Source organism: Pseudomonas sp. TNT3 (genome assembly GCF_010095445.2).
GTDB lineage: Bacteria > Pseudomonadota > Gammaproteobacteria > Pseudomonadales > Pseudomonadaceae > Aquipseudomonas.
On the sequence record NZ_WFGV02000060.1, the window covers coordinates 1 to 24,717 of the forward strand.

At 58.8% G+C, this 24,717-nt stretch carries 14 protein-coding genes and 1 pseudogene; 8 read left to right on the forward strand and 7 right to left on the reverse strand.

Annotated features, from left to right (window positions below):
* Positions 1-211 precede the first annotated feature (211 nt).
* Positions 212-646, reverse strand: a complete 435-nt coding sequence (trxC, locus tag GBC55_RS25350) for a thioredoxin TrxC (RefSeq protein ID WP_162440178.1) — start codon at positions 644-646, stop codon at positions 212-214.
* Between the two features lie 269 nt (positions 647-915).
* On the opposite strand from trxC, the gene GBC55_RS25355 reads away from it, so the two are divergent.
* Both GBC55_RS25355 and GBC55_RS25360 read left to right on the forward strand, forming a co-directional pair.
* Entirely contained in the window at positions 916-1,185 is a 270-nt protein-coding gene (locus GBC55_RS25355) for a PbsX family transcriptional regulator (protein ID WP_162440179.1), read from the forward strand.
* Complete coding sequence (locus GBC55_RS25360) at positions 1,185-1,547, forward strand: type II toxin-antitoxin system PemK/MazF family toxin (RefSeq protein WP_162440180.1); 363 nt, start codon at positions 1,185-1,187, stop codon at positions 1,545-1,547. The genes GBC55_RS25355 and GBC55_RS25360 overlap by 1 nt, the downstream gene beginning before the upstream one ends.
* A gap of 6 nt (positions 1,548-1,553) precedes the next feature.
* On the opposite strand, the gene selO is transcribed toward GBC55_RS25360, so the two are convergent.
* The 4 genes from selO to GBC55_RS25380 form a co-directional block, all read right to left on the reverse strand.
* Positions 1,554-3,017: a protein adenylyltransferase SelO gene (selO, locus tag GBC55_RS25365; protein ID WP_162440181.1), complete on the reverse strand. Its 1,464-nt coding sequence runs from the start codon at positions 3,015-3,017 to the stop codon at positions 1,554-1,556.
* A gap of 48 nt (positions 3,018-3,065) precedes the next feature.
* On the reverse strand, positions 3,066-6,416 hold the full coding sequence (gene mscK, locus GBC55_RS25370; RefSeq protein ID WP_162440182.1) for a mechanosensitive channel MscK: 3,351 nt from the start codon (positions 6,414-6,416) through the stop codon (positions 3,066-3,068).
* Between the two features lie 33 nt (positions 6,417-6,449).
* Positions 6,450-8,192, reverse strand: coding sequence for a potassium/proton antiporter (locus GBC55_RS25375; RefSeq protein WP_162440183.1), 1,743 nt, complete (start codon positions 8,190-8,192; stop codon positions 6,450-6,452).
* 304 nt (positions 8,193-8,496) lie between these two features.
* A complete protein-coding gene (locus GBC55_RS25380) occupies positions 8,497-10,122 on the reverse strand; it encodes a methyl-accepting chemotaxis protein (RefSeq protein WP_162440184.1) in 1,626 nt (541 codons plus the stop codon).
* A gap of 275 nt (positions 10,123-10,397) precedes the next feature.
* On the opposite strand from GBC55_RS25380, the gene GBC55_RS25385 reads away from it, so the two are divergent.
* From GBC55_RS25385 to GBC55_RS25395, 3 genes are all read left to right on the forward strand, one after another.
* Positions 10,398-10,628, forward strand: a complete 231-nt coding sequence (locus GBC55_RS25385; RefSeq protein ID WP_162440185.1) for a hypothetical protein — start codon at positions 10,398-10,400, stop codon at positions 10,626-10,628.
* Positions 10,625-10,927 carry a cell division protein ZapA gene (locus GBC55_RS25390; RefSeq protein ID WP_162440186.1) on the forward strand — a complete coding sequence of 101 codons (303 nt, stop codon included), beginning with the start codon at positions 10,625-10,627 and terminating at the stop codon, positions 10,925-10,927. Before GBC55_RS25385 ends, GBC55_RS25390 begins: the two co-directional genes overlap by 4 nt.
* A gap of 100 nt (positions 10,928-11,027) precedes the next feature.
* On the forward strand, positions 11,028-12,980 hold the full coding sequence (locus GBC55_RS25395) for a methyl-accepting chemotaxis protein (protein ID WP_162440187.1): 1,953 nt from the start codon (positions 11,028-11,030) through the stop codon (positions 12,978-12,980).
* Between the two features lie 109 nt (positions 12,981-13,089).
* On the opposite strand, the gene GBC55_RS25400 is transcribed toward GBC55_RS25395, so the two are convergent.
* Positions 13,090-14,892 carry an acyl-CoA dehydrogenase gene (locus GBC55_RS25400; RefSeq protein ID WP_162440188.1) on the reverse strand — a complete coding sequence of 601 codons (1,803 nt, stop codon included), beginning with the start codon at positions 14,890-14,892 and terminating at the stop codon, positions 13,090-13,092.
* 257 nt (positions 14,893-15,149) lie between these two features.
* Positions 15,150-19,100 carry a trifunctional transcriptional regulator/proline dehydrogenase/L-glutamate gamma-semialdehyde dehydrogenase gene (gene putA, locus GBC55_RS25405; RefSeq protein WP_162440189.1) on the reverse strand — a complete coding sequence of 1,317 codons (3,951 nt, stop codon included), beginning with the start codon at positions 19,098-19,100 and terminating at the stop codon, positions 15,150-15,152.
* A 462-nt stretch (positions 19,101-19,562) separates the two neighbouring features.
* Between putA and putP the strand changes: the two genes are divergently transcribed.
* The 3 genes and pseudogenes from putP (at position 19,563) to GBC55_RS25420 (ending at position 24,621) form a co-directional block, all read left to right on the forward strand.
* A complete protein-coding gene (putP, locus tag GBC55_RS25410) occupies positions 19,563-21,047 on the forward strand; it encodes a sodium/proline symporter PutP (protein ID WP_162440190.1) in 1,485 nt (494 codons plus the stop codon).
* Positions 21,048-21,292: 245 nt separating this feature from the next.
* Positions 21,293-23,221: pseudogene (locus GBC55_RS25415) on the forward strand (type VI secretion system tip protein VgrG); the annotation flags it as partial.
* A gap of 1,028 nt (positions 23,222-24,249) precedes the next feature.
* Positions 24,250-24,621 carry a hypothetical protein gene (locus GBC55_RS25420; RefSeq protein ID WP_162440192.1) on the forward strand — a complete coding sequence of 124 codons (372 nt, stop codon included), beginning with the start codon at positions 24,250-24,252 and terminating at the stop codon, positions 24,619-24,621.
* The last annotated feature ends 96 nt before the right edge of the window (positions 24,622-24,717 follow it).

Here is a 24,717-nt window from a genome sequence, read left to right on the forward strand (position 1 = left end):
CGGCGCTTTGGGTAGAAGGGGTGGGACGAGAAGTCTCCCACAGTCTGTACTGGTCAGAGTCAGAATCGAGTCTGTAGTCCCACCCCACCCCTTCAAGTCTAAACATACAAGCGAGCCTGCTCGCGATTGAGGTGTAACAGTCAACAACGACGTTGGATGTTACGGCCCTATCGCGAGCAGGCTCGCTCGCACATTTGAATGTGCCGTGATTTTAAATCCCCTGGCTACGCAACCAGCTCATTAGCTGTGGCAGCGGAAACGCTCCGCTCTGGCGGGCCACTTCCCGGCCGTTCTTGAACAAAATCAGGCTCGGAATCGAGCGAATCCCCAACTGCGCCGACAACGCCTGGTTAGCTTCGCTGTCCAGCTTGGCCAGTCGACATTTGCCCGCCAGTTGCACAGCCGCCTGCTCGAACACCGGTGCAAATGACTTGCACGGCCCGCACCAGTCCGCCCACACGTCCACCAGCAGCGGCAGATCACCCTTGATCTGACTGGCGTAATCGCCTTGCTTCAATTCGAACGGCTTGTTCAACAACACCTCGGCCTTGCAGCGGCCGCATTTAGGGTGGTCGTTGAGGCGTTCGGCGGGGATGCGGTTCAGTCCGTTGCAGTGGGGGCAGGGGATGAGGAGAGGGTCGGTCATGTCGGGCTCCAGAATATCGGGCAATCAGTGACGGTGAGGTGGAGTCGACGGCTGTGTTTATCAAGTCGGGGTCGTCTCGTCACAGGCTCGAAGGCAGTTGCAACTGCTAACAGTTTCCAGGCATTCACTTCTGAAACGGCAACTACGCTGGGGAGCAATTTCGGCCATCAATCAATTTAGAGGTGTTCGCTTTGCCGTCAACTGCGTGCTACTTTTGTTGCACTTATCGAGCAATCGATATCTCACCTTCTTCGGATAGGAGTTATCCCATGTCCGTGACTTCCAAAATACGCCGTCAAGGTGGTGCTGCGGTGATTACGCTCCCGCCTACTTTGCTCAAGCTCTTGCACCTGGAGGTAGGAGCCCAGTTGGAACTGAATGTAGTAGATGGCGAGTTGATAGCCCGCCCGGTTACTCCGACGCCGCGTAAACGCTTCAGTCTTGCTGAACTGCTTGAGGGCTCTGAAGAAATGTCTGAGCTGACCGCATTGACCGCGTCTGCACGCGAAGGTGATCCAGTTGGTCGGGAGCTGGGTTGATGGTTCGTCGGCAAGCACCACAGCGTGGCGATGTTTACTGGATTGACCCAAATCCGGTAGCGGGGCGAGAGATGATGAATCGACATCGCTTCGTCGTTATAACACCAAGAGAAATCAATGCACTGGGTGTCAGCATGACCGTGCCGGTGACCAGCGGTGGAAGTTTCAGTCGAAACACCGGCTTGGCCGTCATCATTTCCGGCCATGAAACAAACGGTGTGGCCGTCTGTAATCAGGTACGCAGTTTTGACATCGAACAGCGTGTCCGGGATGGTTCTGCCAAGTTTATTGAGCGACTCGACGATGCGACGATGGCGGACATTGTCAGCCGAGTCGTCAGCGCCATCGATCCATTGGTTTAAGCACGATTACGACGAACAACTGATCTCCAGATGCTTGCCCCACTCCGGCGGCCGTTCGGCGTAACGTTCCATCCCCGGTTGTTCCTCGAACGGCTTGCTCAGCACCGCATGCAAGCGGCGAACCTCTGAATAATCGCCTCCCTCTGCCGCATCGATGGCTTTCTGCGCCAAATAGTTGCGCAGGATGTAGAGCGGGTTCACAGCGTGCATCCGTTCGCGGCGCTGCGGCTGGTCAATCTCTCCTTCACGCGCCACCCGGGCCACATAGCGCTCGGCCCATGCATCGAAGCCTTTGATGTCGACGAAGTCATCGCGCAGTCGGGCGACCGCCAGTTGCGGTGCTTCGTCGCCCAGGCGACGGAAGAACAGGCTGTAGTCGACGCCGCTGTTTTGCATCAGTTGCAGCAGCTGTTCGAGCAGTTTCTGGTCATCGTCTTCGGCGGTGGTGAGGCCGAGGCGACGGCGCATAAGGTCCAGGTAATGGGCCTGATACAGCGGCAGGTACAAACCCAGTGTTTCGCGCAGGGCTTCGACGCTGATGAACGGTGTCAGTGCCTGGGCGAGGGCGCTGAGGTTCCACTGGCCAATCGGTACCTGGTTGCTGAAGGAGTAGCGGCCTTGGTCATCAGAATGGTTGCAGATGAAGTTGGCGTCGAAGTCATCGAGGAATGCGAACGGACCGAAGTCGAAGGTGATGCCCAGGATCGACATGTTGTCGGTGTTCATCACGCCGTGGCAGAAACCATAGGCTTGCCATTTGGCGATCAGCTCGGCATTGCGCTCGACGATTTCCCGGAACATCGCCAGGTACGGCTCCGGTTGTTCGAGGCATTCCGCGAAGTGCATGGCCAGGACGTGCTGGCCCAGTTCGTTCTGCTGCTCGGGGCGCTTGGTGTAGTAGAAATATTCGAAATGTCCGAAACGGATATGGCTCGGCGCCAGGCGCAGGACCATGGCTGCGCGTTCCTGTTTCTCGCGCCAGACCGGGGTGTCTGAACCGATCACGCACAGCGCCCGGGTGGTCGGAATGTTCAGGGCGTTCAGCGCTTCAGACGCCAGAAACTCGCGGATCGACGAGCGCAATACCGCCCGTCCATCGCCCATGCGCGAGAAGGGCGTCTGACCGGCGCCTTTCAGGTGCAAATCCCAGTGTTCCCCGGCTTCGTTGTAGACCTCACCCAGCAGCAACCCGCGACCGTCACCCAATTGGGGGTTGTACGAGCCAAACTGGTGACCGGAATAGACCATCGCCCTCGGCACCGCGTCCGCCCACAGCTTGTGGCCACTGAACAGCTCGGCGAACTCCGGGGTGTCGGCCACGGCCGGATCCAGATCAAGCAGCGCCATGGCGGCGGGGCTGGCCACCACCAGTCGAGGGTTGTCGATGGGTTCAGGCAGCACATGAGCGCTAAAGGCATCGCCCAGGCGGGCGAAGCGGTTATCGAAGGTCAGTTCGTCGAGGGCTTTCACCGGCCATCTCCAGCAGAATGTCCGAGCATTCTGCTAGGGATAAGCGGGTTAGTCGAGCTTGGCGGCAGGAGGTTCTTGCGGCGGTTTGCCATCGACCAGCGGCACGATGGTTTTGGTTTCCGGCTCGATCGGCACCATTTTGTATTCCTGGCCGTGAAGGTTCTTGAGGTAAACCTCCATCTGCCGGAACGAGATGTTGATGTGCTGCTTTTTGAACTCGCGATTGATGAAGCGGTTGACCTCGTCGAGTACCGGGTTACGGTCACCGAGGTCCCGCACGTGCATGCGCAGCTCATGGTCGAGCGTGCTTTCGCCGAAGTTCAGGAAATACACGTGGGGTTCCGGATCTTTCAGGACGCGCGGGTTTTCCCTGGCGGCCTTGAGCAGCAGCTCTTTGACCAGGTCCAGGTCCGAGCCGTAATCGACGCCGAGCTTGAGCGTGACACGGGTGATGGTGTCGGTCAGGGACCAGTTGATCAATTGCCCGGTGATGAACGTCTTGTTCGGGACAATGATGTCCTTGCGGTCGAAGTCGGTGATGGTCGTGGCGCGAATACGTATCTTGCTCACGGTGCCCGACAGGTTGCCGATGGTGATCGTGTCGCCGATCCGCACCGGGCGTTCGAACAGGATCATGATCCCGGAGATGAAGTTCGCAAAGATCTCCTGCATCCCGAAACCAAGCCCCACCGACAGCGCCGCTACCAGCCATTGCAACTTGTCCCAGCTGACGCCGAGGGTCGACAGGGTGGAAACGAAGCCGATGCCGGCGATCACATAGGACAGCAAAGTAGTCGTGGCGTAGGCGCTGCCCTGGGCGAGGTTCAGCTTGGACAGCACCAGGACTTCCAGCAGTCCCGGCAAGTTGCGTGCGAGGGCGAAGGTGATGCCGATGATGATCAGCGCGCCGAGCATGTCGCCGATGCTGATCGGCACCATGCTCATGTTGGCGCCGGTGCCGCTGGTGTATTCGTAGAGGGTGATGTTGTCCAGGTACGAAAACACCGAGATCAGGTCCGACCAGACCCAATACAGCGCGGCCATGAACCCACCGAGCAGCGCCAGGCGGATCAGTCGCAAGGACTGTTCGTTGACCTTTTCGATGTCCAGTGTCGGCTCTTCGATCACCGCTTCGCCATCGCCGGCCTCTTTGGCGGCCTGGCGTTTGGCCAAGGCACGCTGATAGGCCAGGCGTCGGGCTGCAACGCTGAGGCCGCGGACGAAGGTCGCTTCGATCACCAGCCAGAACATCAGCAGGTAAAGGGTGTTGATCAGCCGATCGCTGAGTTTCAGCGCGGTGTAGTAGTAGCCAAAGCACACCGCCACGAACAACGCGATCGGCAACGCCGTGAACATGATCCCCACAGCCTTGCGGAACAGTGAGGCATTCTCGTGAGTCGGGCTGCTGATCAGCAGACGGCTGAGCAGCCAGGCCATCAGCGCATAACAGGTGAGCACCACCGGCATGCCGAGCACGTCATCCGCCAGCGCCGCCGGTTGCAGCTCGGCAACCGCCACTACGGCAACCAGCGCCATCACTACCAGCCCGAGTCGGCGGACCCAGCCTTGCAGGAATTCGACCTGGGGCTTTTCCCAACGGAAGTGCAGCTCTGCCACGCCACCCGGCGCGAGAATCCGGTAAGCGGTGTAGAACACCAGCCAGGCCTGCGCCATTTGCAACAGTGCGGCGCCCATGTTGGCGTTTTGCCCGCGAGCATCGATCTGCAAGGCCAGGCCACATAAGGCGAGGGCGAGGGAAACCGGCATCGCCAGCAGAATATTGATCAGGATCGCCTGCGGCGTGTGCAACTGACTATCACGCTTGAAGTGACCGATGTCCTGGTGAACCTTGTTCAAACGGGCATACAGGCTCTTGCGACGCCACAGCAGCGCGCCGATCATCAACGCCAGTGGCAGGAACAGCAGCGGTCGCTGGGTCAGACCGTCGTACAGCTCGCTTACGCTGGAGGCCCAGGGCAGGGTCGTGACCTGACGCTGCAGGCGCTCCGGCACGCTGTGCATCCACTCGAAATCCAGCGGTTTGTTGCTGGGGATCCAGAACATCTGCTCGTCGAGGGTTGCGCGCAAACTCTGCGCGGTACTCAGCAGTTGTTTCTGATTGAGTTGCAACGTGATGGATTCATTGAGCACTGCGCTCAATTCGCGGTTCAAGCGTTCCAGCAAATCGGCGCGGGTGTTGGCCAGTTCCAGCAGGCTCTTGCGCAGTTGCGGGGTGACTTGCTCCGGCGGTTGAGTCGCCAGCAAATTGTCGACGTAAGTGGCCGGATTGCTCAGCAGTTCGCGTTGCTGGCTGACATCAAACTGATACAGGCGAATGTCGGCAATCTGGTCCGCGAGGTCGCGGTCGAGCTTGAGGCGCGGCAGGGCTTGTTTCTGTTTGTAGAGAATCTTGGAGAGCAGCAAGCTGCCTTTGAGCACATTGATCTGTTCGTCCAGTGCCGAATCGCTCTGGGTGACGCTGTCCAGTTGCTGTTTGGTTTGCAGGTTTTGCTGGGTGACGATGTTGAGGCGGTCGGTACTTTTGAGCAGGTAGTCGGACAGCTTCAGGTTGATCGAGCTTTCAGTGGCCAGCAGGCTACTGCCACCGGACTTTTGGGCTTCGATGGACTGCTGCGTGACGGTTTCTTGGGACTGGGCCAGGCGCTTCTGGTTGATCAGGTTCTGCAGTTCCTGGATCTCTTGATCCAGACGATCGGATTTCTCCGAGAGCAAGTCATGCTGGCTGTTACCCAGGTCCTGCAACTGGCTGTTGCCGGCCAGTTCCTGGCGTCGCAGCGGGATCAGGGCATTGAGGGCGGCAAGCTCGGCGTTGAGCTGGTCGCGCTGCTCGCCACTCAGGGCCTTGCCGTTGTCCTTGCCGGCCTTGAGGATGTTGTTGATCTGCTGGATGCGCGTCTGGCTGGCGGAGATTTCCGCCTGGGCGCGCTCGGGACGGGTTTGGGCCGTGATGACCAGGCTGTTGGCATCGGCTAATGCCTTTTGCAGATCGCTTTGCTGGGTAGAGCGCTCGGTGAGCATCTGCTCAAGTTGCTGAATCGACAGGTTGGCGAAGCGTTGCTCCACCGGCAGCACCTTGGTGCCCTTCAACCGGGTCAGTTCACGCTGATTCTCGATGTTCTGCTTGGGGGCGGTCGCCAGTTGCTGCTTGAGATCGATCAGCTTCTGCTCGTAATCACGCTTATTGTTTAGCTGGGTCAGCGTGTTTTGCAGGATGCTTTGCAGGGCTTTCTGATCGGCTTCCGGCAGTTTGCGATCGGCGATCTTGTCCAGGCTGGCTTGCACGGCTTCGCTGGAAGGTGGTTCGGCGGCTTGCAACGTACCGACCGTGAGGCTCAAGCCCAGCAGGGCCATGAAGAAATAGTTGCGCAGGGTTGACATAGAGACCGATCGAAAGCTGGCGAAGTAGGGAGTTTAGAGGAAGAGTCCCGGACCCGGGCGACTTCCTTCGGGGAATCTGACGCCCACTTTACCAATCTTGTTCCCGTCCATGACCGCGACCGTCCAGATGGTGCTGTTCCATTCGACCTGGTCGCCCACTACTGGCGCACCGCCCACTTTCTGCGCGATGAAGTGGCCGAGTGACATGTCCGGATCGATGCCTTCGACCTTCAGCCCGTACAGGGCAGCAACCGCGGCCAGCTGGGCATCTCCTTCGAGCACGAAGTCGCCGAAGAAGCGCAAATCCAGACCCCGTTGTGGCGCCTGGCTGAAGAGTTTTCCGAGGGCCGGAAGATTGTGTTCATGGCCGATAACACACAGCAAATCATCGACTTCGAGCACTGTACTACCCGACGGATGGAGCAGTTGCTGACCACGAAACAGGGCGGCGATACGTGTGCCTTCGGGCATTTTCAAGTCGCGAAGGGGCGAACCGATGCACCATTTTTCGGCGCCGAGGCGATAAACGAACAGCTCCCACTCGCTGGTCACGTGGACTTCCAGAGCGGCGCGAGAGATAGGCGCTGGTTCTGGCGGCACGGTGACCTTCAACAGCTTCGCCACCCACGGCAGGCTTGTGCCCTGAACCAGCAGCGACACCAGCACGATAAAGAACGCGAGGTTGAAATAGAGCTGGGCATTGGGCAGCCCGGCCATCAGCGGAAACACCGCCAGAATGATCGGGACCGCGCCGCGCAGGCCCACCCAGGAAATAAAGGCTTTCTCGCGGCCATGGAACGCTTTGAACGGGAGCAGCCCGACGACCACCGACAGTGGCCGCGCAAACAGAATCATCCACAACGCCAACCCGAGGGCGGGCAGGGCGATGGGCAGCAAATCGTGGGGTGTTACCAACAGGCCGAGTACGAGGAACATCCCGATCTGCGCCAGCCAGGCCATGCCGTCGAGCATGTGCAAAATCCCGTGGCGACTGCGCACCGGGCGATTGCCGATCACCAGACCGCACAGGTACACCGCGAGGAAACCGCTGCCGTGCAGGGCGTTGGTCAGGGCGAAGATCACCAGGCCTCCGGCTATCACCAGAATCGGGTAGAGACCGTTGGCCAGGTTGATTCGGTTGACCAGTTGCAGCATGACCCAGCCGCCACCAAGGCCGATGACGCCGCCGATCCCGAACTCGCGCAACAGGTGCGTCAGCAAGCTCCAATGCAAACCGGTCTGGCCACTGGCGAGCATGTCGATCAGGGTCACAGTGAGGAACACCGCCATCGGGTCGTTGCTGCCGGACTCGATCTCGAGGCTGGCGGTGACCCGCTCGTTCAGGCCTTTACCGCCCAGTAGCGAGAACACCGCCGCGGCATCGGTGGAGCCGACGATGGCGCCGATCAGCAGCCCCTGAATCATGTTCAGGTTGAACAGCCAGGCGGCTGCCATGCCGGTCAGTCCGGTAGTAATCAATACCCCGACCGTGGCCAGCGAGAGCGCCGGCCATAACGCCACGCGGAAACTGGACACTCGGGTGCGCAACCCACCGTCGAGCAAAATGACCGCCAGTGCGAGGTTGCCGACCAGATAGGCCGTTGGGTAGTTATCGAAAATAATGCCGCCACCATCGACACCGGCGGCCATGCCGACGGCAAGAATGATGACCAGAATCGGGATGCCGAGGCGGGACGAAAGTGAGCTCACCAGAATGCTCGCACCTACCAGCAACGCGCCGATCAAGAACAGGCTGTTGATGGTCGTCGCATTCAAAGGCAGTACTCCAGAAAAGCTGAAAGGCGGGCACAAACTGACCATGCAGTCTGCGTGCCAGCGATTCTAACCTGTTGAAATGTGATGCTGTCAAAAAGGTTTTGGTCGCAACGACAACGTCACCGGTTTGAGCTTGATCCCTGTGGCGAGGGAGCTTGCTCCCGCTGGGTGGCGAAGCCACCCCAAACAGTCAGCGCGTTGAGCCAGATTCAGCGGGGGACGGATTTGCGACTGCTTCGCAGTCGAGCGGGAGCAAGCTCCCTCGCCACAGTAATCAATCGGTCCAAAAAAGCAGTGTTAGCGGTTAGAGGCTAAACCGCCCAACCATATTGTTAAGATCCAGCGCCAACCGCGACAGTTCGTTGCTCGCCGCGCTCGTCTGGTTCGCGCCCGTTGCCGACTGCACCGACAAATCCCGGATGTTCACCAGATTGCGATCCACTTCTCGTGCAACCTGCGCCTGTTCTTCTGCTGCGCTGGCGATCACCAGGTTGCGCTCGTTGATCTCGACGATGGCAGTGTTGATCGTGTCCAGCGACAGGCCGGCGCCCCGCGCGATGTTCAAGGTCGACTCTGCACGCTCGGTGCTGTTACGCATCGAATTCACCGCATGCTCGGTGCCGCCTTGAATGCTGCCGATCATGCGTTCAATTTCGCTGGTCGACTGCTGGGTGCGATGGGCCAACGCACGTACCTCATCCGCCACCACCGCAAAACCACGGCCGGCTTCACCGGCACGAGCGGCTTCAATCGCTGCGTTCAAGGCCAGGAGGTTGGTCTGGTCGGCCAGGCCACGAATAACATCGAGCACCTTGCCGATGTCGCGAGACTCATTGGCCAGGTCGCCGATCAACGTGGCAGTGCTCTGTACGTCGGCACTCATGCGTTCGATGGCGCTGACGGTTTCCTGCACTAGGTCACGGCCATCGCCGGCGGAAGTGGTGGCGTTCTTCGAGGCTTCGGACGTGCTGACAGCGTTGCGGGCAACTTCTTCCACGGCGCTGGTCATTTCGTTGACCGCCGTCGCGGCCTGTTCGATTTCATTGTTTTGCTGGGTCAGGCCTCGAGCGCTTTCGTCGGTGACGCTGTTGAGCTCTTCAGCGGCGGAGGCCAGTTGCGTGGCGGAACCTGAAATCCGCTGCAGCGTGTCGCGCAGTTTGTCCTGCATTTTTGACATGGCCAGCAGCAAGCGGCCCGCTTCATCCTCGCCATCAACGGTGATCGGGCGAGTCAGGTTGCCCTCGGCAATGGCTTCGGCGGCGCTCAAGGCATTGGCGATCGGCTTGGTAATGCTGTTGGTCAGCAACCAGGCGAACAGGCAGGTCAGGCCCGTGGCGAGGACCAGCAGCGCAACGACCAGGTTGAAGGCCGATGAATACTGGTCGGCGGCTTCTTGATTGGTTTCTTCGATTTGCTGAGTGTTGATCTCAAGCAACTTCGCGAGTGCGGCGTTAACGGCTTCGGAGTTGGTGAGCAATTCGGTATTGAGCAACTTGCGCAAGTCTTCGACCTGATTGTTGCGCGACAGGCTCTTCATCTGGTCTTCGAGTTGGCGATATTGCGCCAGCAATTGCAGGTATTGGTCATACGCTGCACGTTCGCGCGGCCCGTCGATCAGCGGCTCGTAGACTTTTTGTGCGTCGCGAATCTGTTGATTGCGCATCTCGAACAGCTCAAAGGTCTTTTGCTGTACGTCGGGTTCGCGGTTGATCAGCAGGCGATAGGACAGCACCCGCAGGCGCAGGGTCAGTTGAGTGAATTCGTCGAGGCTTTTCACGCTTGGCACGCTCGCCGAAGCAATGTCTTCACCGGCCGCGCGGATCTTGCTCATCTGATTCAAGGCAAATACCCCCAAAACCAGCATCAAACCGCCAATCAGGGCGAAGCCGAGGAACGCCCGCGGAGCGATATTCATATTACGAAGGGACATGGTATTTACCGGGAAAAGCGCATTCATGCGGCGCTGAGGCTGACGTATGAAGTGCTTATCGGTCCTACGACTAAAGTCTTGAGCGCCTGCGCGTTTTTGTCGCACAACGGGCTCGGCGACGAAGTGCAGGAACCAGATGGGTCAATCACAGTCTTTAAAACTCGCGAGGAAGGCCGCCCGCCAGGAAAATCAAGGCTTTGCGCCTGAATAACCCTGGCATCCGTGGTGACTTTTCTTTATCGTACGCGCCCCTTGAAAATGCTTGGAAAATCAAAATGTTGGAAGCATCCCTTAGCCAATTGGAACAGCTGGTCAGCGAACTGGTACAACAGAACCAGACCCTGCTCGGCACTAATCAGACCCTGAGCGCAGAACTGGCTCAGGCCAAGGATGAAAACGAAAGCCTGCAGTTGAGCCTGATGGAACAGGAAGAAAAACAAGGCGCCACCGCTGCCCGCATCCAGGCCCTGGTTGAGCGCGTCAGCGCCGGCCCAGTCAGCGCATGAATCAGGGCGCCGCAGGGGTAAAAGTCGTCTCGATCCTGGGGGAGGACTATTCGATCAGGGCGCCGGCCGGGGAAGAGCAAACCCTGCTGGACGCCGCGTTAATGTTGAAGGCTGCACTGGCCGACACCAAAAAGAAGTACCCGACGCTGATCGGTGACCGGCTGCTCGTATTGGCCGCGATGAATCTGTGTTCCCAGCAGATCGACATGCAAAAGCAACACAAGCTCGAACTCGACCGTTACCAAGAGCAAGTCAGCGCCACGGTTGAAGTGATCGCCAAGACCATCAATCAGGCCTGATCCGCTTTGCGCACAACCAAAGAATAAATTGTCGTTTGAGTTGTATACAATCGGCACGGCTGTTGCAGTGTTTCAGCCTCTTATTCTTTGGGGGTGTTCCATGCAGTTCTGGCGACGCAGTATTCAATGGCAACTGATCCTGAGCATGGGCACCGCCCTGCTGGTCAGTGTGCTGATCGTGGTTGGCATTTATACCCTCGTGGTCAATCGCCTCGCCCAGAGCTATCTGGTCGAACAGGCGCTGCCGTCGAGCATCGAAGCGATGCGCAATGACATCGAGCGCATCCTCGTTCAACCCCTCACCGCCGCCAAGGATATTGCCAGCAACAGCATGGTGCGAGACTGGCTGGCTGAAGGTGAAAACAGCGCCCAGGCTGAAAAATTCGTCACCTATCTGGAAGGCATCCGCGCCGAACATGACGCTTTCACCGCATTGATAGTCGGCACAGCGTCCAGTCATTACTACAACGAAAAGGGCCTTGATCGGACCCTCAGTCGTTCGAACCCCAAGGACGCCTGGTTCTACGCGTTCCTCGACAGCCCTCAGTCACGCACCCTCAATATCGACAATGACGCCGCGACCGGTGAGTTGGCGCTGTTTATCGATCTCAAGGTCGAACAGGCCGGCAAAGTCGTGGGCGTTGCCGGGCTTGGCCTGAGCATGAAAGAGCTGTCGGCGTTGATCCACAATTTCAGTTTTGGCCAGCGGGGCAAGGTCTATCTCGTGCGCTCCGACGGGTTGATCCAGGTCCATCCTGACGCGCAATTGAGCGGTAAACGCACGTTAGTGGAGCAAATTGGCGCGGCAGGCGCCCAAGCGGTGATGGGGCAGCGCGCTTCCTCCAACGCGTCCGCCACGCACAGCAGTTTTGTGCGCGACGGTGAAGATTATCTGGCGCTGAGCCTGCCGTTGCGGGATCTGGGCTGGACGTTGGTGGCCGAAGTGCCGCAGTCGCAAATCTATGCCGAAGCCCGTCAGGCCATGTGGATGAGTGCCGGGATCGGTCTCGCTGTGGCGCTGGTGTGCTTGCTGTTGGTCGTGTTGCTGGCCCGTGGGCTGGTGCGGCCGATCCGACAGGTAACAGCGGCGCTGGTAGCCATCGGTAGCGGTGGTGGAGATTTGACTCACCGACTCGATGCCGGTCGCGCCGATGAGCTGGGTGATCTGGCGCGCGGTTTCAATCGGTTCCTGGACAGTCAGCGCGAGTTGATCGGCGAAGTGCTGAGCACCAGCGAGCGTCTGCGCACGGCGGTTAACCAGGTGGCGCGAGTGGTGGACAACACGGCCGAACGCTCCGGGCGGCAGCAGGAAATGACCGACATGGTCGCGACTGCCGTTCATGAAATGGGCCTGACTGTGCAGGACATTGCCCAGAGCGCCGGCAATGCTGCGGTGGCTTCACAACATGCCCGGGATGAGGCGATGCAAGCCCGGGAAGTGGTCGGTGGCTCGATCAGGCACATTGAGAGCATGTCCGACGAAATCGGTCTCGCGGCCAGTGCGGTGGGGGCATTGGCCCATCAGGTCGCGTCCATCGATCAAGTGCTGGCGGTGATCCGCGGGATTTCCGAACAGACCAATCTGCTGGCGCTCAATGCCGCCATCGAGGCCGCTCGAGCGGGTGAAATGGGCCGAGGATTTGCCGTGGTGGCGGATGAGGTACGGACGCTGGCGCGGCGCACGCAGTCGTCCACGGATGAGATTCAGCAGATGATCGGCAGCCTCAAGCAAGGTGCGCAGAATGCTGTTTCATCGATGCATTCCGGGCAAGCGGCGACCGGAACAGGGGTTGAGTCGAGTCAGCGCACCGGGGCCTCGTTGACCGCTATAACCGGGCAGGTCGAACGTATCAGCGACATGAATCATCAAGTCGCGACGGCGACGGAAGAGCAGTCGGCGGTGACGGAAGAGATCAACCGGAACGTGCAGGGGATTTCGGATCTGGCCCGAGCGACAGCGGGGGAGGTCAGGGCTTGTCGTGAAGACTGTCAGACATTGCAGCGCTTGGCGGATGATCTGGCGCGGCAGATGGGTGGGTTTCGGTTGAGTTAAAAGATCAAGAGATCGCAGCCTGCGGCAGCTCCTACATTGGAATGCGTTTCCCTGTGAGCTGCCGCAGGCTGCGATCTTTTTTGTGGTCGTTACACCGATCTAAACCTGATCAAAACCACTCATCCTGCATCGTCAGGCACACATCATCCCGAGCCTCAAGAATGGCCAGTTCATGGTGGCAACCCGGCACTTCCCAGGTCAGGAAGTACCGCGCCGCCTGCAGCTTTCCTTTGTAAAAGCTCATATCCGCTGCATTGCCTCTGGCCAGTCCTTCCTCGGCACGAATCGCCTGTTCCAACCAGCGCCAGCCGATGACCGAGTGGCCGAATACCTTCAGGTACAGCGCCGAGTTCGCCAGGCTGCTGTTGACTTTGCCCTGGCCAAGATCGGTCAGCAGGCCGATGGTCACGGCTTGCAGGCGCGCCACCAGTTTCTCCAGTGGCTCACGCAGGGTGGTCAGCGATTCGTACGCTTGCGCGCGCTGCGCAGTATCGGCGATCAAACGGATCAGTTGCTTGAGTCCGGCCCCCCCGTTCTGCGCCAGTTTGCGTCCCAGCAGGTCCAGCGACTGAATGCCGTGGGTGCCCTCATGGATCGGGTTCAAGCGGTTGTCGCGGTAATACTGCTCTACCGGATACTCACGGGTGTAACCGTGACCGCCAAGAATCTGGATCGCCAGTTCGTTGGCTTTCAGGCAAAACTCGGACGGCCATGATTTGACGATCGGCGTCAGCAAATCCAGCAGCTCATGGGCCTGTTTACGTTCGGATTCGGTTTCCAGCGTGGTGGTGTCGTCGAACAAACGAGCGGCATATAACCCAAGGTCGAACGAGCCTTCGACGTAGGCTTTTTGGGTCAGTAGCATGCGTTTGACGTCCGCGTGCTGGATGATCGCCACCGGCGCCGTGTTCGGGTCTTTACTGTCCGGCACCCGGCCCTGTGGCCGCTCGCGGGCGTACTCCAGGGAATACAGGTAACCGGCGTAACCCAACATCACTGCGCCCATACCGACGCCGATCCGTGCTTCGTTCATCATCTGGAACATGTAGCTCAAACCGTGGTGCGGCTTGCCGACGAGGTAGCCGACACAGTCACCGTTATCACCAAAGTTCAGCGCGGTGGAGGTGGTGCCGCGCCAGCCCATCTTGTGAAACAGCCCGGCCAGCAGCACGTCGTTGCGCTTGCCCAGGCTGCCATCGTCGTTGACCAGAAATTTCGGCACGATAAACAGCGAAATGCCCTTCACCCCGGCCGGTGCATCCGGCAGTTTTGCCAGCACCATGTGCACGATATTTTCCGACAGCGAGTGATCGCCACCGGAAATGAAGATTTTGTTGCCCTTGAGTCGATAGGTGCCGTCGGACACCGGTTCTGCGCGTGTACGAATATCCGACAGCGACGAGCCTGCGTGAGGTTCGGTCAGGGCCATGGTGCCGAAGAAGCGACCGTCGATCATGGGTTGCAGGAAGCGCTGCTTTTGCTCGTCGGTGCCGAAGCTTTCGATCAGGTTCGCCGCACCCATGGTCAGGAACGGGTACGAGGTCGATGCCGCGTTGGCCGACTGAAAGTGAGCGAAGCAAGCTTGGGACAACAACGTTGGCAATTGCATGCCGCCCGCGTCGAAACTGCGCGCGGCGTTGAGGAATCCGGCCTCGAGGAAGGCATCCACCGCCGGTTTGACCTCTGGAATCAGAATCGCCTGACCGTCCTCATAGCGCGGCTCGTTCTCGTCGCCCTTGCGGTTGTGCGGCGCGAAGAATTTTTCAGCGATGTTGCGAGCGGTACCCAGGGCGGCGTCGAACGTTTCGCGATTATGCTCGGCGAACCGCTCACGCTGGGTCAGGCCCTCGGCATCGAGGACTTCGTACAGCTCGAAAGCCAGATTGCGGGAACTGAGCAACGTCTCGGACATGGCGGCCTACCTTTTTTTGGGATGGACCGAGTCTAGGCGTGGGAATTAAAGCTGAACAGGATGATTGATAGCGGTGATGTCGTAGCCGCGTGGCCGCTTAACAAACACTACAAACCACTGTGGGAGCTGGCTTGCCGGCGATGGCGGCAGATGAGTCAACATTAATGGTGACTGATACATCGCGATCGCTGGCAAGCCAGCTCCCACAGGGATTTTCGCTGAATCGGGCACCTATGCAGGAGCCCGGTTCATCGGTATTAACCGATCGTCATCAAGCTCGCATTACCACCCGCCGCAGCGGTGTTAACGCTCAACGCGCGCTCGATCACCAGGCGCTCCAGCGCAATGTTGGTTTCGCCCTGGGACAAGCCATGGACCCCGACAATTGCTCCGGCACGCTTGGCCACTTGCTGGCAGACCGCACGCAGCTGATCGGAATGGCCGTGATGCAGAACGGCGTCAAACACCACTTCATCCTTGTTCCAGTCGGAAACCAGTTTGATGCGTGCCTGAATGTCCTTCGGCAAACGTGCGAACAATGCCTTGGTCAATTCCGCTTCCGGCCAAACTGCCGAACCGCCGACTGCCAATACCGCCGCCAGTTGGGTCAGCAGATCACCCTCGACTTCCGCCAGGCACAGCACGTGTTCACGAGGCAGGATCGCGTAGCTGTTGCGCTCGCCGGTCGGGCCGGCCAGCAAACGTGTAATCCCGCTTTGCGATTGCGCGGCGAACTGCACGCACAGGGTGCTCAGGTCGGCGAGCTTGTTGCTGTCGGCCCAGGCTTTCAGCGCGGTCAGCGGTTTGCTCATGGCTTCACGCAGACGCACATCCGGCGCAGCGATGGCGTCACCGCGAGCGAAGGATTGTTCGATAGCGTCGGTAGGACGTGTCGACAGCAGACGGTACAGGTACAACGGACCACCGGCTTTCGGGCCGGTACCCGACAGGCCTTCGCCGCCGAAAGGTTGCACACCGACCACGGCGCCCACGATGTTGCGGTTCACGTAGACGTTACCGGCGTTGACGTTGTCGATCACCTTGGCAATGGTCTCGTCGATGCGCGTGTGTACGCCCAGCGTCAGGCCGTAACCGGAAGCATTGATCTGACCGATCAGTTGATCGATGTCTTTGCGCTTGTAGCGCACCACGTGCAGTACCGGACCGAAGATCTCCCGCTGAAGCTCGTCAAAGCTTTCCAGTTCGATCAGGGTCGGCATCACGAAGGTGCCGCGTTTGACTTCTTCGCTGTTGGCAATGGCCACCTGGTACACGTTGCGACCTTTGTCGCGCATGGCCTGGATGTGCTTCTCGATGCCGGCCTTGGCTTCGGCGTCGATCACCGGGCCGATGTCAACGGACAGGCGCTCTGGATTGCCGAGACGGCATTCAGCCATCGCGCCTTTGAGCATTTCGATGACACGGTCTGCGGAATCTTCCTGCAAGCACAGGACGCGCAGAGCGGAGCAACGCTGACCGGCGCTGTCGAAAGCTGACGACACCACGTCGATCACGACTTGTTCGGTCAGTGCCGAGGAGTCGACGATCATCGCGTTCTGGCCGCCGGTTTCGGCGATCAGCGGAATCGGACGACCCTGTGCATCCAGGCGTCCGGCAATGTTGCGTTGCAGCAAGCGAGCGACTTCGGTGGAACCGGTGAACATCACGCCTTTGACGCGATCGTCGCCGACCAGGCCGGCACCGACGGTTTCGCCACGGCCCGGCAGCAGTTGCAGCACGCCTTCCGGGATACCGGCTTCGAGCAGCAGGCGCACGGCTTGAGCGGCCACCAGCGGGGTTTGTTCCGCAGGTTTGGCCAATACCGGGTTGCCGGCAGCCAATGCCGCAGCGACCTGGCCGCTGAAGATTGCCAGCGGGAAGTTCCACGGGCTGATGCAGACCACGGGGCCCAATGGGCGGTGGGCGTCGTTGGTGAAATCGTTGCGAGCCTGCACCGCGTAATAACGCAGGAAGTCCACGGCTTCACGCACTTCAGCGATGGCGTTGGCAAAGGTCTTGCCGGCTTCGCGAGCCAGCAGGCCCATCAGCGGCTGAATCTCGCCTTCCATCAAATCGGCGGCACGTTCCAGAATCGCAGCACGCTCGGCTGGCGGAGTGGCCTGCCAGATTGGTGCCGCGTTCAGGGCGCACTGGATCGCGTTGTCGACGTCTTCGACGGTCGCTTCTTGCACATGGCCTACCACGTCACGCAGGTCGGACGGGTTCAGCACGGGTGCAGGAGTTTCAGTGCTGGAGGCGCAACCGAGCATCGGCGCGGCTTTCCAGTCGTTGTGAGCGGTAGCCAGCAGGGCGCAGGACAGGGAAGCCAGACGATGTTCGTTGGCCATGTCGATGCCGCTGGAGTTGGCGCGCTCGACACCATAAAGATCACGCGGCAGCGGGATACGTGGGTGCGGCAGGCCGAAGCCGCCTTCCAGCGTCGCCATCTGCTCGATGCTGGCCACTGGATCGGCCACCAACGCCTGAATCGAGATCGACTGATCGGCAATCTGGTTGACGAACGAGGTGTTCGCGCCGTTTTCCAGCAGACGACGTACCAGGTACGCCAACAGCGTTTCGTGGGTGCCAACCGGTGCGTACACGCGGCACGGACGGTTCAGCTTGCCTTCGGAAACTTTGCCTACGACCTGTTCGTACAGTGGTTCACCCATGCCGTGCAGGCACTGGAACTCGTACTGGCCGGGGTAATAGTTCTGACCGGCAATATGGTAAATGGCCGACAGGGTATGGGCGTTGTGCGTGGCGAACTGCGGGTAGATGACTTCCGGTACCGACAGCAGCTTGCGTGCGCAAGCGATGTAGGAAACGTCGGTGTACACCTTGCGAGTGTAGACCGGATAGCCTTCCAGGCCTTCGACCTGGGCGCGCTTGATCTCGCTGTCCCAGTACGCGCCTTTTACCAGACGGATCATTAGGCGATGACGGCTGCGGCGTGCCAGGTCGATCACGTAGTCGATCACGTACGGGCAACGCTTCTGGTAAGCCTGGATCACGAAGCCGATGCCGTTCCAGCCGGTCAATTGCGGCTCGAAGCACAGGCGTTCCAGCAGGTCCAGCGACAGCTCGAGGCGGTCGGCTTCTTCGGCATCGATGTTCAGACCGATGTCGTATTGCTTGGCCAGCAGGGTCAACGACAGCAGGCGCGGGTACAGCTCGTCCATCACACGCTCGTACTGCGCGCGGCTGTAGCGCGGGTGCAGTGCCGACAGCTTGATGGAGATGCCCGGGCCTTCATAAATCCCACGACCGTGGGACGCTTTGCCGATCGAGTGGATGGCTTGTTCGTACGAGGCCAGGTACTTCTGGGCGTCGTGTTCGGTGAGTGCAGCTTCACCGAGCATGTCGTAGGAATAGCGGAAACCTTTGGATTCGAACTTGCTGGCGTTCGCCAAGGCTTCGGCGATGGTTTCGCCGGTGACGAACTGTTCGCCCATCAGGCGCATGGCCATGTCGACGCCCTTGCGGATCATCGGCTCGCCGCTCTTGCCGATGATGCGGCTCAGGGACGAAGTCAGGCCGGCTTCATTGTGGGTGGCGACCAGTTTGCCGGTCAGCAGCAGACCCCAGGTGGCGGCGTTGACGAACAGCGACGGGCTGTTGCCCAAATGCGGGTGCCAGTTGCCGGTGCTGATTTTGTCGCGAATCAGTGCATCGCGTGTGCCTTTGTCCGGAATGCGCAGCAGCGCCTCGGCCAGACACATCAGTGCGACGCCTTCCTGGGAGGACAGGGAAAATTCCTGCAGCAGGCCCTGAACAATGCCTGCACGGCCGCCAGCGCTTTTCTGATTGCGCAATTTTTCGGCAATAGAGGCGGCGAGCTTGTTGGTGGCTTCTGCCATGGCAACCGGCAGGCGAGCCTGCTCGATCAGCATCGGCACGACTTCCGGTTCCGGGCGACGGTAAGCGGCCGTGATCGAAGCGCGCAGTACCGATTGCGGCAGGATGCTTTCGGCGAATTCGAGGAAGCACTGATGGGCGTGATCCAGCGGCGCGTCGACGGTGTCGTCGGAGTCCTTGGTCAAACCGTTCAGCTCGGTCAGGGTTGCACCACCCTCGAGTTTTTCCAGGTAATTGAAAATCGCCTGTTTGATCAGCCAGTGCGGCGTGCGATCAATCGAGGTCGCGGCAGCCTTGAGGCGCTCGCGGGTAGGGTCGTCAAGTTTGACCCCAAGGGTGGTGGTAGCCATATTTTTATCCTCATGTTTGCCACGACTGCGTGGCATCAGCTGGCGGCAAGATTAGCTGCGCACTGAACGAGGTGCAACCGGGTGCAACCCTTTTTTTGTAGGAAAAATAGGCAGCTCGTCAGGAAACGGATTCTGGAAGCCTTTCCTGCCTTTGCTTGGTGCTTTTACTTATAGCAACATCAAGTTACTGCTCTAAAAAGGAGCAAAAACATACCTTTGCCGCTTATTTCCGACTAGGTGCAACTTATTCTCCAGAAACTGGTTGCACCTTATTTACTTTGTTGAATAGCATTCGCGCCCAAGGTGCAACCGACTAAAAAGCTCGGTGCTCCGGCTGATGGCTTTCCTGGGGAAACATCAGTCATAAATGCGCGGGATCCGGAATCGTCTGTCAAACGTCGTCGTTTGCGAGCGGTTAACCAAGACCGCCGCTACATAAAAACAAAGCCAGGGCGTAACTCAATGAGCGTAAGCAATCCAACCCTGATCACGTTCGTGATCTACATCGCAGCAATGGTGCTGATCGGCTTCATGGCCTATCGCTCCACCAATAACCTTTCTGACTATATTCTGGGCGGTCGTAGCCTGGGTAGCGTCGTGACTGCATTGTCCGCCGGTGCTTCCGACATGAGCGGCTGGTTGTTGATGGGCCTGCCGGGCGCCATCTATATGTCTGGGCTTTCCGAAAGCTGGATCGCCATCGGCCTGATCGTGGGTGCCTACCTGAACTGGCTGTTCGTCGCTGGCCGTCTGCGTGTGCAGACTGAGCACAACGGTGATGCGCTGACCCTCCCGGATTACTTCTCCAGCCGTTTCGAAGACAAAAGCGGCTTGCTGCGGATCATTTCTGCGGTCGTGATTCTGGTGTTCTTCACCATCTACTGCGCTTCCGGCATTGTGGCCGGTGCCCGTCTGTTCGAAAGCACCTTCGGCATGTCCTACGAGACCGCGCTGTGGGCCGGTGCTGCGGCAACGATTGCCTACACCTTCGTCGGTGGTTTCCTGGCCGTGAGCTGGACTGACACCGTACAAGCCACGCTGATGATCTTCGCCCTGTTGCTGACACCGATCATCGTGCTGCTGGCCACCGGTGGTGTCGACACCACGTTCCTGGCGATCGAAGCGCAAGATCCAAGCAACTTCGACATGCTGAAAAACACCACCTTCATCGGCGTGATCTCGCTGATGGGCTGGGGCCTGGGCTACTTCGGCCAGCCGCACATCCTGGCGCGTTTCATGGCCGCGGACTCGGTGAAGTCGATTGCCAAGGCGCGTCGCATCTCCATGGCCTGGATGATCCTGTGCCTGGGCGGCACCGTAGCGGTCGGTTTCTTCGGTATCGCCTACTTCTCGGCGCACCCGGATCTGGCCGGTCCTGTGACTGAAAACCCTGAGCGTGTGTTCATCGAGCTGGCAAAAATCCTGTTCAACCCATGGGTTGCCGGTGTGCTGCTGTCGGCCATTCTGGCGGCGGTGATGAGTACGTTGAGCTGCCAGTTGCTGGTCTGCTCGAGCGCCCTGACCGAAGACTTCTACAAGACTTTCCTGCGCAAGAGCGCTTCCCAGGTTGAACTGGTCTGGGTCGGTCGCGCCATGGTCCTGCTGGTGGCCCTGATCGCCATCGCGATGGCCGCTAACCCGGAAAACCGTGTACTGGGTCTGGTCAGCTACGCCTGGGCCGGCTTCGGTGCTGCGTTCGGCCCCGTTGTCCTGATCTCCGTGATCTGGAAAGACATGACCCGTAATGGCGCACTGGCCGGTATCCTGGTCGGCGCGATCACTGTGATTGTCTGGAAACACTTCGAGTTGCTGGGTCTGTACGAAATCATCCCTGGTTTCATCTTCGCCAGCCTGGCGATCTACATCGTCAGCAAACTGGGCGCGCCGACTGCTGGCATGCTGCAGCGTTTCGAAGCTGCCGAAGCTGATTTCCGCCTGAACAAGTAATGGGGATGAGCTAACGCTCTGAACCTTTGCTGACATGAAAACGGCCCGTTTCCTTTGGAACCGGGCCGTTTTTTTATGCCGGTAGCACTCACTTCAATCACCCGGATTGTCTGTAGCCAAACGCCTGTTTTCGGTCGGTAAAAGCGCCAGGCGCCGTAAGAAAAGTCTGTTTTTCCTGTCCCCCCGTCAGTACCCGTTGTCGCTCATACAGAATCGCCCACCTTCGTTCTGCAGAGACACATCGGATGTTCGCTCCTGCCAATCAGCCGCGTTTCACGTTGACCCTCGATGGCGATTCAAAAAGTGACTTCAAGGTGCTTGAGTTCAGCGGTAAGGAGGCCATCAGCCAGCCCTACCGTTTTGACTTGGAACTGGTCAGCGACCGCCCGGACATAGACCTCGAAACGCTCCTGCATCGTGAGGCGTTTCTAAGCTTTGATTCGGGCGAGGCCGGCATTCACGGCCAGATCTTTCGGGTAGGCCAGGGATACTCCGATCATCGGCGAACGCACTATCAGATCAGCCTTGTGCCGCGTCTGGCGTACCTCGGCCAGCGCATCAATCAACGTATTTTCCAGCATCAAAGCGTGCAGGCCATCATCACCCTGGTCCTCAAGGAGCACGGCATCCTGGGGGATGCCTTCAACTTTCAGCTCGACCATCAATACCCGGAACGCGAGTACTGCGTGCAATACGCGGAAAGCGATTTGGCGTTCATTCAGCGCCTGTGTGCGGAGATCGGCTTTCACTACCATTTTCGACACAGCCCCGACGGGCATTTGCTGGTGTTCGCCGATCACCAGACGGGTTTTACGCTGCTGCCCGAACCGACTGTTTACCGGCCGCGAAACGCAACAGTGGCGGATCAACCCGTCATCAAACGCTTCGACGTACGCTTTGAAACCCGCACGACAAAAGTGTCTCGTCGCGATTACGACTTCCTGAAGCCGCATCTGGACCTTGAAAGCCGCGTCGGTCAGAAACAGTCGGTGCATGAGGATTATCAATATCCGGGGCAATTCGCCGAGCCGGAGCATGGCAAGCGTCTGGCGCAGCGGGCGCTGGAGCGGCATGGCGCCGATTATCAACAGGCCGAAGGGCTCAGCGATCAGCCTGCGTTAATCAGCGGGACATTCCTGCGGTTAGCCGAGCACCCGCAAGAGAAATGGAACGACCTGTGGCTGATTACCCAAACCGAGCATCGCGGTCGGCAGCCGCAGGTGCTCGAAGAGTCAACGCCGACCGACAATCCGAATGATTTTAAAGGCTATCAAAACACCTTTCTGGCGACGCCGTGGGACGTGCTGTTTCGCCCGCCATTGGGTCCAGAAAAGCCGCGCATGCTCGGCTACCAGTCCGCCGTGGTGACGGGACCCAAGGACAGCGAAATCCACTGCGACGCGTTTGGCCGGGTCAAGGTCCAGCTCGCCTGGGACCGTGAAGGTGAACGCGATGAACATTCCAGCTGCTGGCTGCGTGTGGCCTCGGGTTGGGCGCACGACCGATATGGCAGCGTGATGATCCCGCGGGTAGGCATGGAAGTGCTGGTGGGGTTCATTGATGCCGACGCGGACAAACCGCTGGTAATGGGTTGCGTGCCGAATGCGGCCAATCCGATGCCGTTGAACCTGCCAGCGGACAAGACCCGCAGTGTTTTTCGTAGCCAGACCAGTCCGGGTGGCGGTGGCTACAACGAAGTGCGAATCGAGGACCGCAAGGGCGCTGAGGAAATCTATCTGCGGGCGCAGCGAAACTGGAATCAACACGTGCTCAACGATCAGCATGTGCAAGTGGGCAATCAGCGCCACGTCGTGATTGGTGGCGATCAGTCGCAGGGGGCGAGCGACAACCTGCGAGTGCACGGTGATCAATCTGTCCGGGTAAACAATCAGAACCTTGAGGCGAGCGGGCATTTCCATGTGCGTGCGGGCCAGCAGGTTGTTATCGACGGCGGTGCCAGCTTGTCGATCCAGGCGGGCGGGCATTGGATCAACATTGGCCCTGGCGGAATCTTCAGCAGTGTAGAGATAGAGCTTGGTGGTGCGCTGATGCCTGTAATGGGCGCCGCGACCCCTAAAGTGGTACCTGCCGCGTTAAGCCCCGCACAAATCCGCAGCCTCAAAAGCCCCGCGCCGTTCTGCGAAGAATGCGAGCGTTGCAAGGATGGCCTCTGCCTTCCTCCGAACTCGTTACTCGACACTTCCAAAGCCGCCGTGAGCGAAGGCGCTGAACCGGGTTTTCACATCGTCGAGCAACCCATGTCCCGTGCGGCGCTCGAGTCTCTGCTCTTCCCCCAGCCGACCCCGGCCGTTATTGAAAAGTTTCGCCGCCTCAATCCGCAAGTGAGTGGCTACGCCAAGCCTGGTCAACTGATCGTCCTGAGCGACCCCGGCAACACCCAATGCACCCGCGAAGAAGCGTTGCTGATGGAAGCGGCGCAGACCGTCGACGCGGCGCTGGAGCCATTGAGTGATGCCGAAGCCGAGTTCATGGCGCGGCATCATGATGAGGTTGAATCGTTCCTGACGCAGGGTTCGACCGGCGTCGGGATAGGTGCTGCGATGTTTGGTACGCACCTGGGGAACGTACAAAAGACATTGGTCGACATTGAAGCGCTGCACAAAAGGACCTTCGAACAGAACAGGAAACTGACGGGCGCCGACTTCTACGCCGAACGCCAACGATTGATGAAACAACTGGATAACGGCCTTGGACCGCTGGTGCGCAAAGGCATTGGCATTCCTGATCATCTGAAACTGAAGAACGCGTTGGGTATTTCTACCCGAAGTCTGGTGCGGCATTGGAAACAGGCGGGTACGGCAGGTGGGATTCCGGGGTATGCCACGCATATTGAGGGGGTGAGTAGGGCGAGTAAGGTGATTAAGGCGGGGGGGTATGTCGGGATTGGATTGGGTGCTGCTGCTTCTGGGCTGAAGGTCAAGGAGACTTGTCGGGTTGGAACGGAAGAAGCTTGCAGGAAGGTGAAGTTTACGGAGGCGGGGAAGTTTAGCGGGAACGTTGCTCTAGGGGCGATCGGCGGGGTTGCCGGAGCAACCACATGTGTCCTAGTAGGAATAGGTACTGCCGGGATAGGAGGGATAGCTTGCGGACTTGTACTTACTGGAGTTGGCACAGTCTTGGGAGGGGCGGTTGGGGCAGAATTGGGAGAATTGGGTGGGGAGTTGGTTTATGAGGTTTCCAAGTGAAGGAGAATCTCGGTGAGCTATTAATGTTTGGTGGGCTAGCTTTAATAGTTGTTACTTTGCTATGTTTTTGTTTAATTGTTTATCTTGCGTATTTTAGGTTAAAAGAAATACTTGCTAATTTAAAATCATCCTCTTCTGTTAGTGGTTATGATTTTCCGCTTGGGATTGCACCTTTAATGCGTCTTGCATTGCTTGGTTATATAGGAATGATGTTGACCTTACCGCAGTCATGCATAAAAAACGGAACATTAAGCGCTCATGATTACGCGCGATTTCCTAAACGGTTAAAGTTTTTGGTGAAATTTTGCAATTGCTTTGTTTGGTCGCTATTAGTAGTGCTCTTAATTGTATGGGGGAAGCTGCCATAGCACTGCGAGTGATTCAACGGGCGCCGGGATAAGTGCTGCTATTTTTTGTAAATGTTTTGGCGGCGTAAAAAAGACGTTAGTAGACATTGAAGCGCT

Bases quoted from the DNA above. Each gene is read 5' to 3' on its own strand.
- trxC (WP_162440178.1), bottom strand. From the start codon at position 646: ATGACCGACCCTCTCCTCATCCCCTGCCCCCACTGCAACGGACTGAAC.
- GBC55_RS25355 (WP_162440179.1), top strand. From the start codon at position 916: ATGTCCGTGACTTCCAAAATACGCCGTCAAGGTGGTGCTGCGGTGATT.
- GBC55_RS25360 (WP_162440180.1), top strand. From the start codon at position 1,185: ATGGTTCGTCGGCAAGCACCACAGCGTGGCGATGTTTACTGGATTGAC.
- mscK (WP_162440182.1), bottom strand. From the start codon at position 6,416: ATGTCAACCCTGCGCAACTATTTCTTCATGGCCCTGCTGGGCTTGAGC.
- GBC55_RS25380 (WP_162440184.1), bottom strand. From the start codon at position 10,122: ATGTCCCTTCGTAATATGAATATCGCTCCGCGGGCGTTCCTCGGCTTC.
- GBC55_RS25385 (WP_162440185.1), top strand. From the start codon at position 10,398: ATGTTGGAAGCATCCCTTAGCCAATTGGAACAGCTGGTCAGCGAACTG.
- GBC55_RS25390 (WP_162440186.1), top strand. From the start codon at position 10,625: ATGAATCAGGGCGCCGCAGGGGTAAAAGTCGTCTCGATCCTGGGGGAG.
- GBC55_RS25395 (WP_162440187.1), top strand. From the start codon at position 11,028: ATGCAGTTCTGGCGACGCAGTATTCAATGGCAACTGATCCTGAGCATG.
- GBC55_RS25400 (WP_162440188.1), bottom strand. From the start codon at position 14,892: ATGTCCGAGACGTTGCTCAGTTCCCGCAATCTGGCTTTCGAGCTGTAC.
- putA (WP_162440189.1), bottom strand. From the start codon at position 19,100: ATGGCTACCACCACCCTTGGGGTCAAACTTGACGACCCTACCCGCGAG.
- putP (WP_162440190.1), top strand. From the start codon at position 19,563: ATGAGCGTAAGCAATCCAACCCTGATCACGTTCGTGATCTACATCGCA.